We start from the raw sequence: 11,168 nt of genomic DNA, 5'->3' as shown, positions 1-11,168 counted from the left end.
CGCGCCGGCGTTCTCGTCAAGAACGGCGGCGTGCTGGAGGCACTGGCGGGGATACGGACCGCCATTCTCGACAAGACCGGAACGCTGACCCATGGACGGGCAGTCATCACAGACATCAGAGCAAACGACGGCTTCTCCGGCGCGGACATACTGCGCCTTGCGGCAAGCCTCGACCAGGCTTCAGGCCATGTCATAGCCGCCGCCCTGATCGAGACGGCCACCAGCCGGGGTCTGGCGCTGTCGGCGCCGACCAATACCAGCGAAACGCCGGGACTTGGGATAGAAGGCGAGGTTGACGGCCGGCGGATTGTCGTCGGCGGCGATGGCTTCGTGCACCGCCGGGTCGGCGGCGTCGATCCACGAACTTTGCATGCTGGGCTGAGCCCGGATGCCATGAAGGTGGCGGTTGCGGTGGATGGCACAATCGCCGGTGTGATCGTGCTGGAGGATCGCGTCCGGGAGGATGCGAGCGCCATGCTAGCCTCATTGCGGCAGGTCGGCATCCGCCGGATCGTCCTCGCGTCCGGCGACAGGCTGGATATCGTGCGCGCTGTCGGGGAACGCCTGGGCGTCGACCTGATCCTGGGTGATCTCGGCCCGGAGGACAAGGTTGCAGCGGTCAGGGCCGAGACGGCCGCCGGTCCGGTGATGATGGTTGGCGATGGCGTCAATGACGCCCCCGCGCTCGCCGCAGCCGATGTCGGCGTGGCAATGGGTGCCCGGGGAACGGCCGCTTCGTCGGAAGCGGCCGGCGTGGTCATTCTGGTCGATGAACTGGGGCCGCTCGCGAAGGCCATCTTTATCGCCCGCCGGACCCGCGCGATCGCGCTGCAAAGCGTCTTCGCCGGGCTGGGCCTTTCCATTGCCGCCATGCTTGTGGCGGCCTTTGGCTACCTGCCGCCGGTCCAAGGCGCCCTGCTACAGGAAGCCATTGACGTGGCGGTCATCCTCAACGCCCTGCGCGCCTTGCGTTAGCCATTGGCGGCTCGTGGCTTTGCACGCGAGAGCGGCGTTCCAAAAGGACGGGCGCTCACCCCTTTCGGGTGATCCGGCCGTCCAGTGCAACCGCCAGCGTCAGGGTGTTGGAGATCGTGCCGTATTTCCGGATATTCTTGTGCAGCAGGTCGAGCCGGTGATCGCTTTCATCGGTATCGACGGTCACCAGATAGTCGATGGAAACGATCTGGGGCGGGGCATCCTGGCGGACGGCATGCAGTTGGACGCTCATGCCGCGCATGTCGAAGCCGAGCACTGGAAGCGCCCGCTCTGCGCCCTTGATAATGCAGGCCGCCAGCGCCGCCAGCAGCATTTCGGTCGGGTTGAATGCGTCCGCGCGACCTGCCAGCGATGTGTCGAGCGGTACCACTGCCTGTCTGACCGTGGCGGTACTTCCGGCAGTATCCGCACGTTCTGCGCTGATTGAGTATTCGAGCATTCTTGCCTCCGGCCAAGGATGACGCCTCGGCCCAAGCCTGATTGGATCAGGCGGCCAATCTCGTCAGGTGAAGCAGCGCATCCAGTTAGTCCTGACGCACTGAAACAATGCGGAAGACATGTGTCTTGCCGTCGTCTTCGCGGATCGACACATATTCGCCGGGGACGAAACGCTCTTCGGAAAGGCGGAAGCCAACCTCGTCATCGCTGCTGCTCGCATCGGAATAGTCGAACAGCCAGCGGCCACCGGGGCCATGCAGGACGCGGCCGCGGGCCTCGTCTTCTCCCGGCCGGTTCCGCACCACCCGGCACCAGTCCGGCATATCGCGATAGCCGGCTGCGTCGATGTGCCCATCAGCCGTCAACGGCAGATAGAGGCGGTAGCTGTGATCCCGGTCCCCCTCAGGATGGCCGGGTTCGCGCGCCAGCTCAAGCTCGATGCGATAGAGCGTGGCCTTGGTCCCTTCAGATTACTGAGGCGTTTCAGGTCAAAGGCGGGGCCAGATGGACGCCAATGAAGTAGGGCCAGACGAACAGGCCCAGCAGGCCCATCCAGAAGTTAAGATGCAGATAGCCGATGCTGAACAGCCATCCTGCGAACCAGAATGCGCCGAGTGATGTGTGCTGCGTGATCTTGATTCGTTCCATCGCGCCTCTCTCCTGGTGCCGCTTATCGACATCCTTTCAAGCATGGTTGCGGCCTCTCATTCTTGATCTCGCGCAAAAAGGTTGCCACGGGCGGCGCTATGATCGTCCGACACATTCGGAGACTTGAGATGGAAATCCGCAACATCGCCGTCGTGTTCAATATCGACTCTGTCGATCCAGACCTGGTCGCTCTGGCGAGCGATCTCGCCCGTCGCCATCATGCAACTCTGACGGGCTTGGCCGCGGCCGAACCGCCACTCGTCGTGATGGGCATGGATGGCGGTGCTGTTGCGGCTTCCGTCTATGCCGAGCAGCAAGCCGAGATCGAGGCGTCCCTGGCTGCCGCCGGGGCGAGCTTTGCCACGCTCGTTCCCCCCGGGGTGAAGCGCCGGTGGATCGAGGCGATGCAGCGTCCGGACGTCGCTATCATCGACATGGCCCGAACAGTCGATCTGATCATTGTCGGCTCCGCCGACCCGCAGCCCCGGATTGGCAGCGCAATCGACCTCGACGCGGCACTGCTCGGAGCCGGCCGCCCGATTCTCGTCGCGGCCGCTGGCATGCGCAAACTTAAGGCGGCCAAGATCGTCGTCGCCTGGAAGGACACCAAGGAAGCCCGCCGAGCCATCGTGGACGCGTTGCCCCTGCTCAAGGCGGCCGACGACGTGAGCGTGGTAGTGGTGGACGAAGGCAATCTGGCGACGGAACGCGCCAGCATGCTGGATGCCGTAGCCTGGCTGCAATCTCATGACGTCAAGGCGCATGGCGACGTGCTCCCTGACACTGGCGGGGTCGCCCAAACCATCCTCCAGACCGCCACGGCCGAGGGTGCCGACCTCGTCGTCAGCGGTGCCTATGGCCACAGCCGGCTGCGGGAATGGTTGCTTGGTGGCATGACCCGGGACCTTTTGGCCGCGCATGGAGTAAGCCGATTGTTCTCCAATTAGGAGCGCGCCTCGACTCGCGGCCTCTGCGCCAGGAGTCGGCTGTCCCTGCTCGGATATCCATCATCGCCCCTAGTCCAGGACGCCGCCGATGACCATCCGTCACCTCGATCACGCCTTTTCGCCGCGCAGCGTTGCCTTGATCGGCGCCTCCCAACGCCCCGGCTCTCTAGGCGCGCTCGTCCTGTCCAACATCGTCTCGGGCGGCTTTGCCGGCGCGATATTTCCGGTCAACCCCAAATATCGGGACCTGTCGGGGCGGGCCTGTTTCTCGCGCGTGGCCGACCTGCCGCAAGTTCCCGATCTCTGCGTCATCGCCACGCCAGCACCGACCATACCTGGCTTGATCGAGGAGATCGGTCGGTTCGGGGGCAGGGCCGTCGTGGTCATCACCGCCGGTGTGGGCAACGAGGACCAGCTGCGCCAGCGGATGCTCGAGGCCGCGGGCCGCCATGGCGTACGGATCATCGGGCCCAATACCATCGGTCTGCTGGCGCCGCTTGTCGGGCTCAATGCGAGCTTCACCCACATCCCGGCACGCGCCGGATCGCTGGCACTGCTGTCGCAGTCCGGAGCGATCGTTTCCTCGATCATTGACTGGGCCGAGTCCGAGGGGATCGGCTTTTCCCAGATCATCTCGCTGGGCGACATGGCCGATGTCGACGTCGGCGATTGCCTCAATATGCTCGCCACCGATCCCAAGACGTCTGCCATCCTGATGTATCTCGAATCCATCTCCAATGCGCGCAAGTTCATGTCGGCCGCGCGTGCGGCCGTACGGCTCAAGCCCGTGATCGCCATCAAGCCGGGCCGGCACGAGCAGGCGGCCAGGGCCGCTCAAACCCATACGGGCGCGCTGGCGGGAGCCGACGCCGTGGTCGATGCCGCCCTGCGGCGCGCCGGCATCATCCGGGTCAACGATCTCGAAGACCTGTTCTCGGCTGCCGAAATCACCGCGCGCTTCAAGCCACTGGAACGCGGACGCGTCGCCATCGTCACCAATGGCGGCGGTGCCGGCGTGCTGGCGGTGGATCACCTGATCGACCGCGGGTGCGAACTGGCCGAGCTGGCGCCGCAGACCCTGGCGGCGCTCGACGCTGTGCTGCCGCCCAACTGGTCCCACGCCAATCCGGTTGACATTATCGGCGATGCGCCTCCGGAGCGTTACCTGGCGGCCATGCACCTGGTGGCGGACGACCCAGGAGTCGATGTCGTGCTGGTGATGAATTGCCCCACCGCGCTGGCCTCGCCATCCGCCGCGGCTCAGGGTTTGGCCGATGTGGTTGAGAAGGGCTTGATCAACGGCAAGCCGGTGCTCGCCACCTGGCTGGGCCAGTTCGCCGCTACCGAGGCGCGGCGGTTGCTCAATAGCGCGGGCATCGCCAGTGTGGATACACCAGCCAAGGCGGCCGATGCGGTCAGCATCCTCACCCGCTGGCGGCGCCTGACTTCGCGGCTTCAGCGGGTCCCCACGACCCATGAGACCATCCACGTTGATCGCATAACGGCCTCGGCGGTACTCGCGGGTGCGGCAGGCGAAGGGCGGACCATGCTGACCGAGCCCGAGGCCAAGGATGTGCTCTCCGCCTATGGCATCGCAGTGCCCCGGACGCTGACAGTCGCGAGCGTCGATGCCGTAGAGGCGGCGGCCGTCGACCTGCTGGCCGGCAGCGCCCGGGTGGCAGTGAAGATGCTCTCGGCGACGCTGACGCACAAATCCGACTTCGGCGGCGTGGTGCTGGATCTCGACAGCGCCCAGGCCGCGCGCGCCGCCGCCCAAGCCATCCATGATCGCCTCGCGGCAACGGGCGTGGCCGCGGCGCTCGACGGCTTCACCGTGCAACAGATGATCATCCGCCCGACGGCGCAGGAACTGCTGATCGGGGTGACCACCGACCAGGTCTTCGGGGCGGTGCTGATGTTCGGCGCCGGTGGCGTGTCGGTCGAAGTGGTCCGCGACACCACAATGGAGCTGCTGCCGGTGGACGATGTGCTGGCCGATGACATGATCGACCGGACTCGCATCAGCGCCCTGCTCGCGGGCTACCGCAACCAACCCTCGGCCGACCGCGGCGCCATCGTGCTGGCGCTCAAGGCGATCTCGCAATTGCTCATCGATTTCCCCCAGATTGTGGCCATCGACATCAATCCCCTGCTCGCTGACGCCGATGGCGTCATTGCGCTCGATGCCCGCATCGAGATCGACCTGCAGCGTCTGGATATCGCCGCGCCCAATCCGGCCCTGTCCATCCGGCCCTATCCGGGCGAGTGGAGCAAACAGTTGGAGGCCGGGACGGGGCTCTTCGATATCCGCCCCATCCGTCCCCTCGATGTGGAGCTTTATCCACGCTTCCTCGACAGCGTCACGGTCGACGATCTGCGTCTGCGTTTCCTTGTGCCGACCAGCGACCTCTCACCTGAGACGCTGATCCGGCTGACGCAGCTGGACTATGACCGCGACATCGCTTTCGTGGCGCTGTCGCGGGCCGAGGGCGAACTGGCTGGAATCGTCCGCTATGCGGCGGACCCCGACGCCAAGCGCGCCGAATTTGGCCTGCTCGTGCGCAGCGACCTGCAGGGCATGGGTCTGGGAAAGGCGCTGCTGCGTCACCTGATCGCCTACGCCAGAGCGCGAGGCCTTGCCGAACTGACCGGCATAGTGCTGCACGAGAATGCACGCATGGTCGCTCTCTGTCGCGACCTCGGCTTCACCATCGCTGCACTGCCCGGCGACCCCGGTCGCGTCGAGGCCCGACTGGCCCTTTGATGTCCGTCACCAAGGGGGCAGGCCCGCCTATGCCTGTTCCACCTCGTCCTCGGGTCGTTCCACGGAGCCTCTGCGCTGCAGCACCGCCGCAACCGTGCTGCACAGCAAGGCCCATGCTGCACCCAGGCACCAGCCCGCTAGGACATCGCTGGGATAGTGCACGCCCATATAGAGGCGACTGGCGCCGACCAGAATGGTCAAAAATATGGCTGCCGAAATGCTCAGGATCTGCAGTGGCCGGGTAGGGGCAAAGCGCGCCAGCAGCGCCCCTAGCGTCAGGAATGTGACGGCGGACAGCATGGCATGACCGCTCGGAAAGCTGGCGGTGAACTGCTCCGACATCACGGCAAGGTCCGGACGTGGTCTGGCGTAACCCACCTTTAGCAGCGTGCTGAGGATGGTGCCGCCAATCACCGATATGGCCACCAGCAGCGCGGCAGATCGCATTCGCGCGAGCAGCAGATAGCTGCAGACCGCAAGGACAGTCAGCCCGAGCAGCGAGAAGCTTCCCAGCGCTGTTATATCCCGCACCATCTCATGCGCCCAAACCGGTCCGATGACCTGGTCGACATTGGCCGGGTCACGAAACAGCATCAGGATGGACTGGTCGAAGGCCTCCATCTCGCCTTCGACCATCTCATCGGCGATCTGTAGGAACGCCAGGACCAGTCCGCTGATGATCGCTATGGCCGCCAGAAGCGGACCTTCCGCCGTCAAGAAGCCGTGGATGCGGCGGTAGTGCTCTGACCGCACGAGTTTCTGTAACATTTGCCGTTTTCCTTGCATTCACACGCAACGTCCGGTCCGCGCGCACGTTCCGCTGGCGAAGCCGTCCGTTGGAACCAGTCGATCATGGCAGATCCGTCCTATTACGTTATCCTCAATGCCAATGCGGGAACTGCCAGCGCCACGGGTGTCACCGCAGAGGTGGTCGCTGCCTTGTTTGAGGCCAATGGTCTGCGGGCTGTCGTCGATGCGCGCAGCGACCGTGCCCTTGTGGACCGTATTGCCGACGCCATGGCGAGCCCCGCGCCCATGGTGGTGGCCGCGGGAGGCGACGGCACCATTACCGCGCTGGCAGAGGCATTGGTCGGCAAGGATAAAAGCCTTGCCATCCTGCCCCTTGGCACCGTCAACGCCCTCGCAAAGGATCTCAATGTGCCCTTGGATATGGCGTCCGCGGTCGCCACGCTGGCCACAGGCGAAGTCCATCGCATCGACGTGGGTGAGGTCAACGGCCGGATGTTTCTGCACAAAGTTGTCATCGGCATGATCCCTGGCGTCGCCGCCGGTCGCGAATATATCAGGGGACGGCAAGATACTTCCGCCAAGATCGGATTCTTGCGCTATCTCTTCCGCCGCCTGGCGCGCAGCAAGCGGATCGCCGTGGTCATTGAGCCAAGGTCTGGCCAGCGACGGATCGAGCGGGTGCAGGCGCTCGCAGTCTCCAGCAATGCCTACGATGAGGGGCTGGGACAGTTCTTCTCACGACAAAATCTCGATCGCGGTACGCTGACGCTTTATGTGCTTCGCCACTTCGGCGTGCGTGATTTCCTCCGCCTGACCACCGAGATGCTGCTTGGTCGCTGGCGCAATGACGAGGCGCTGACCGTCGAGAGCGTCAAGGCCGTCACCATCAACACGCGCAAGGATTTGATCAAGGTGATGTTCGACGGTGAGGTGGAAACCATGCGCACCCCGCTGGTTTTCACCATCCGACCCAAGGCCCTCTCCGTTATCGTGCCCGCCAGCACTGCCACACCCGCCGAGGCCGCATGAAGATCCTCCACGTATCGGACCTGCATTTCGGCCATCACGATCCGGCGGTCGCCGCCGGCTTTGCCGACGACATCAATGCGCAAAGGCCGGACCTGGTCGTTGCCAGTGGCGATTTCACCCAGATTGGCACTAGGGAAGAGTTTGAGCAGGCGCGGGCGTTTCTCGACAAGCTCGACGCTCCGGTCTTCGCCGTGCCTGGCAACCACGACGTTCCAGCCGTCAATATCCCGCGCCGTTTCTTCAATCCCTATGGCCTCTATCGACGCTACATTGCCGACGAACTTGAGCCTTTTCTCGAAAGGGACGGGGTTGTTCTGGTTGGCATGCGGACATCGCGCCGGGCGCGCCTGGACTGGAACTGGGGCCATGGCACGATCTCGCGCAGCCAGCTCGAGGACCTGGAACAGCGCTTTGCACAGGCCTCGCCCGACGCCGTGCGGGTGATCGTGGCGCATCACCCACTGCTGTTTCCCACTCAGCCAATGCTGCAGAAGACCAAGCGCGTGAAGCGGGCCGACGATGCCCTCGCCACGTTCGCGCAACTGGGTGTGCGGCTGGTCCTGTCAGGGCACTTCCACCTCTCCTATGTGCGCAAGCACGAGAGCAAGGCGGCCGAGCGCGAGGGTGAGCCCATAGGCCTCAGCAAGTCCACCGTCGCGCCAATTCTGGTTGCCCAGGCTTCGTCGGCAATCTCGACACGACTGCGGGGCGAGTCCAACGCTTACAATCTGATCGATATCACCCCGGACCGCATTACCATCACCGTGCGCGAATGGCGCGACGGCGCCTGGCACACGAGGGAGAGGGCAAGCGAGCCGGTATAGGGTGACGCTGTCCCGGATCGGCCTGCGTCCCTCAGTCGGCGCAATAGATTGTGTAGAGCGTCGTGAGCACCTGCCGCACTTCGTCGGAGGCGAGGCTGTAGCGGATCTGCTGGCCGTCGCGCCGGGTCTTGACGAAGTCCCATGCCCGCAGCTTCGAGAGATGCTGCGATAGCGGCGATTGTGCCAGCCCAACCTTCTCGCCCAACTCCGTCACATTCATCTCCCGATCCAGCAGGTTGCACAGGATCAGCAGCCGCTTGGCATTTGCCATGGCGGTAAGGAGGCGCGTCGCCTGTTCGGCATTCGCCTCCATTCTTTCGATTTCCATCTTGATCATATTAGAACGTTCTTATATACGACTGGACGCAACGTCAATGTCCACCGATTTTCCCCTGCTTTCAAGGAGGCTGTCATGAAATTCAATATCGGAACACCGGACCGCATCGCCCGCATGATCATCGGAGCCGTACTGGTCCTGCTGCCTTTGCTGCCGGGAATCGCTCTGTTCGCCAGCCCGATCTGGTTCTGGGCATCGCTGATCGTGGGCGCCGTGCTGATCGTTACTGCCCTGATCCGTTTCTGTCCGCTCTATGCAGTTCTTGGTCTCTCCACCTGCAAGGTTGCTAGCCGATGACTGACTTCACCCCTCTTGCGTCGCTGTTCGGCGGCGCGCTGATTGGTCTCTCCGCTGTTCTCCTAATGGCCTCTCATGGCCGCATTGCGGGCATGACTGGCATCTTGACGGGCCTTATGCCACCCGTTTCCAGCGATTGGGCCTGGCGCGCGGCGTTTGTCGCCGGTGCCGTCGCGGCGCCGGCCCTGGTGCTGACCCTGTCGGGGCAGTCCATCGCCTTCGACAGCCCGGTGCCCACGCCATGGATCATCATTGGCGGCCTTATCGTGGGCGGCGGCGTCTACTTCGGCTCCGGCTGCACCTCAGGCCACGGCGTTTGCGGCATTGCCCGCCTGTCGCCACGGTCGATTGCAGCGACGGCAACCTTCATGGCCACCGCAACGGCCACCGTTTTTGTCGCTCGTCATCTGCTGGGAGCGTTCTGATGCTGCGTATCATCACCGCCGGGCTCATCGGCCTCGTTTTCGGCACCGGCATTGCCATCTCCGGCATGGGCAACCCCGCCAAGGTGCTGAACTTCTTCAATATTGCCGGCACCTGGGACCCGTCCCTGGCCCTTGTCATGGTTGGCGCCCTTGCGGTCACCGCCATCGGCTATCGCTTTGTATTGCGTCGGCCCAAGCCCGTGCTGGAAGCCAGATTTCACGTGCCCACCGGCCGCAAGCTCGATCTGCCCTTGCTCGCTGGTTCCGCAGCCTTCGGCATAGGTTGGGGCATTTCGGGATTCTGCCCTGGGGGCGCGATTCCGGCGCTGGGTCTAGGCGAGCCTTCGGCCTGGATTTTCGTCGGCGCCATGCTTGCGGGGATCGCCGCAGCCCGCACCATCCGCCTCGCGCTCGAAGCGCGCATCACCCAACCAGCGTGAAGGAGATCACCATGACCGCTCTGCCTTTTACCCCGGACCTATCCGTGAAGCCGGACGTCACCGCCTTCTTCGACCCGGCAACCAACACCATCAGCTACGTCGTCAAGGATCCGTCCTCGCCGGCCTGTGCCATCTATGACTCGGTCATGGACTTCGACTACGCCTCCGGCCACATCAGCTACGAACATGCAGATGCCATGATTGCCCATATCCGCGAGCGTGGCCTCAAGCTGGAATGGTTGATCGAGACCCATGTCCACGCCGACCACCTGTCGGCAGCGCCCTATATCCAGGCCAAGCTGGGTGGCAAGCTGGGCATTGGTGAGAACATCCGGACTGTCCAGGACACCTTTGGCAAAGTGTTCAACGAAGGCACCGAGTTCCAGCGCGACGGCAGCCAGTTCGACCGCCTGTTCAAGGACGGTGACAGCTACCAGATCGGCGCCATGACCGTTTACGCCATGCACACGCCCGGCCATACCCCGGCCTGCATGACGCATGTGGTGGGGGATGCCGCCTTCGTCGGCGACACGCTGTTCATGCCTGATGGTGGCTCGGCCCGTGCCGATTTTCCGGGTGGGGATGCCCGCACGCTCTATCGCTCGATCCAGCGTGTCCTGTCCCTGCCGGGCGCCATGCGCCTCTTCATGTGCCACGATTATGGTCCGAATGGCCGTGACATCCAGTGGGAGACCACGGTGGCTGACGAGATCGCGCACAATATTCATGTCGGCAGGGGCACCGACGAAGACACCTTCGTGCAGATGCGCGAAGCGCGGGACGCCACGCTCGCCATGCCCAAGCTCATCATCCCGTCGCTGCAGGTCAACATGCGCGCCGGACAGCTCCCGCCAAAGGACGAGGACGGCAAGACCTTCCTCAAAGTCCCCGTGAACGGCCTCTGACCATGTGGCCCTTTTCCAAATCCGACCCGAAAGCAAGACCCATGAATATCAACAAGATTGCCCCTGATTTCTCCGCCACCGGCCAGATCCGGCCCGACCAGATGAAGGCCGTCGTCGACGCCGGATACAAGTCGATCGTCTGCGCCCGTCCCGACCAGGAAGAGGCGGGCCAGCCCACCTTTGCTGAAGTGGCCAAGGCTGCTGAAGCCGCCGGTCTCAAGATCGTGCACATTCCAGTGTCAGGCCCGTTGGGCGAGGGGCAGATCATCCGCTTCCACGATGCCTGGAAGGACCTGCCCAAGCCGATGCTTGGCTATTGCCGGTCCGGCGCCCGCGCCGGCAGCCTCTACGCAACGCTGTCCAAATAA

General features: G+C 64.0%; 15 protein-coding genes. 10 read left to right on the top strand and 5 right to left on the bottom strand.

Features of this window, described 5'->3' with window-relative positions; translation table 11 throughout:
* Nucleotides 1-975 (top strand): HAD-IC family P-type ATPase (locus V6M52_RS09980; RefSeq protein ID WP_332700908.1); only part of this gene is annotated, 975 nt, incomplete at its 5' end.
* Nucleotides 976-1,030: 55 nt separating this feature from the next.
* Here V6M52_RS09980 and V6M52_RS09975 read toward each other — a convergent pair.
* The 3 genes from V6M52_RS09975 to V6M52_RS09965 form a co-directional block, all read right to left on the bottom strand.
* Nucleotides 1,031-1,435 (bottom strand): OsmC family protein, encoded by a 405-nt coding sequence (locus tag V6M52_RS09975; RefSeq protein ID WP_332700907.1) that lies wholly within the window; start codon nucleotides 1,433-1,435, stop codon nucleotides 1,031-1,033.
* Nucleotides 1,436-1,520: 85 nt separating this feature from the next.
* Nucleotides 1,521-1,757 (bottom strand): hypothetical protein, encoded by a 237-nt coding sequence (locus V6M52_RS09970; RefSeq protein ID WP_332700906.1) that lies wholly within the window; start codon nucleotides 1,755-1,757, stop codon nucleotides 1,521-1,523.
* Nucleotides 1,758-1,917: 160 nt separating this feature from the next.
* Complete coding sequence (locus tag V6M52_RS09965; RefSeq protein WP_332693379.1) at nucleotides 1,918-2,082, bottom strand: hypothetical protein; 165 nt, start codon at nucleotides 2,080-2,082, stop codon at nucleotides 1,918-1,920.
* 128 nt (nucleotides 2,083-2,210) lie between these two features.
* On the opposite strand from V6M52_RS09965, the gene V6M52_RS09960 reads away from it, so the two are divergent.
* Together V6M52_RS09960 and V6M52_RS09955 are read left to right on the top strand one after the other, a co-directional pair.
* The gene (locus V6M52_RS09960) at nucleotides 2,211-3,029 is read left to right on the top strand and encodes a universal stress protein (RefSeq protein ID WP_332700905.1); all 819 of its coding nucleotides are present in this window, start codon (nucleotides 2,211-2,213) and stop codon (nucleotides 3,027-3,029) included.
* An 88-nt stretch (nucleotides 3,030-3,117) separates the two neighbouring features.
* A complete protein-coding gene (locus tag V6M52_RS09955) occupies nucleotides 3,118-5,793 on the top strand; it encodes a bifunctional acetate--CoA ligase family protein/GNAT family N-acetyltransferase (protein WP_332700904.1) in 2,676 nt (891 codons plus the stop codon).
* Nucleotides 5,794-5,820: 27 nt separating this feature from the next.
* Here V6M52_RS09955 and V6M52_RS09950 read toward each other — a convergent pair whose 3' ends face one another.
* Nucleotides 5,821-6,561, bottom strand: coding sequence for a phosphatase PAP2 family protein (locus tag V6M52_RS09950; protein WP_332693370.1), 741 nt, complete (start codon nucleotides 6,559-6,561; stop codon nucleotides 5,821-5,823).
* Nucleotides 6,562-6,645: 84 nt separating this feature from the next.
* On the opposite strand from V6M52_RS09950, the gene V6M52_RS09945 reads away from it, so the two are divergent.
* Nucleotides 6,646-7,572 (top strand): diacylglycerol/lipid kinase family protein, encoded by a 927-nt coding sequence (locus tag V6M52_RS09945; RefSeq protein WP_332700903.1) that lies wholly within the window; start codon nucleotides 6,646-6,648, stop codon nucleotides 7,570-7,572.
* Nucleotides 7,569-8,396: a metallophosphoesterase family protein gene (locus V6M52_RS09940; protein WP_332700902.1), complete on the top strand. Its 828-nt coding sequence runs from the start codon at nucleotides 7,569-7,571 to the stop codon at nucleotides 8,394-8,396. Before V6M52_RS09945 ends, V6M52_RS09940 begins: the two co-directional genes overlap by 4 nt.
* A 31-nt stretch (nucleotides 8,397-8,427) precedes the next feature.
* On the opposite strand, the gene V6M52_RS09935 is transcribed toward V6M52_RS09940, so the two are convergent.
* Nucleotides 8,428-8,733, bottom strand: coding sequence for an ArsR/SmtB family transcription factor (locus V6M52_RS09935; protein ID WP_332693141.1), 306 nt, complete (start codon nucleotides 8,731-8,733; stop codon nucleotides 8,428-8,430).
* A gap of 75 nt (nucleotides 8,734-8,808) precedes the next feature.
* Between V6M52_RS09935 and V6M52_RS09930 the strand changes: the two genes are divergently transcribed.
* The 5 genes from V6M52_RS09930 to V6M52_RS09910 all read left to right on the top strand — a co-directional run bounded on the left by V6M52_RS09930 (nucleotide 8,809) and on the right by V6M52_RS09910 (nucleotide 11,168).
* Nucleotides 8,809-9,030 carry a YgaP family membrane protein gene (locus V6M52_RS09930; RefSeq protein WP_332700901.1) on the top strand — a complete coding sequence of 74 codons (222 nt, stop codon included), beginning with the start codon at nucleotides 8,809-8,811 and terminating at the stop codon, nucleotides 9,028-9,030.
* Between the two features lie 92 nt (nucleotides 9,031-9,122).
* Complete coding sequence (locus V6M52_RS09925) at nucleotides 9,123-9,455, top strand: YeeE/YedE family protein (RefSeq protein ID WP_332700900.1); 333 nt, start codon at nucleotides 9,123-9,125, stop codon at nucleotides 9,453-9,455.
* Nucleotides 9,455-9,895 (top strand): DUF6691 family protein, encoded by a 441-nt coding sequence (locus V6M52_RS09920; RefSeq protein ID WP_332700899.1) that lies wholly within the window; start codon nucleotides 9,455-9,457, stop codon nucleotides 9,893-9,895. The genes V6M52_RS09925 and V6M52_RS09920 overlap by 1 nt, the downstream gene beginning before the upstream one ends.
* Before the next feature lie 11 nt (nucleotides 9,896-9,906).
* A complete protein-coding gene (locus tag V6M52_RS09915) occupies nucleotides 9,907-10,800 on the top strand; it encodes an MBL fold metallo-hydrolase (RefSeq protein ID WP_332700898.1) in 894 nt (297 codons plus the stop codon).
* A 41-nt stretch (nucleotides 10,801-10,841) separates the two neighbouring features.
* Nucleotides 10,842-11,168, top strand: coding sequence for a beta-lactamase hydrolase domain-containing protein (locus tag V6M52_RS09910; protein WP_332700897.1), 327 nt, complete (start codon nucleotides 10,842-10,844; stop codon nucleotides 11,166-11,168).

It is taken from the genome of Devosia sp., assembly GCF_036676215.1.
Taxonomy (GTDB): Bacteria; Pseudomonadota; Alphaproteobacteria; order Rhizobiales; family Devosiaceae; genus Devosia.
This window is presented reverse-complemented; position numbering and strand designations above follow the sequence as displayed.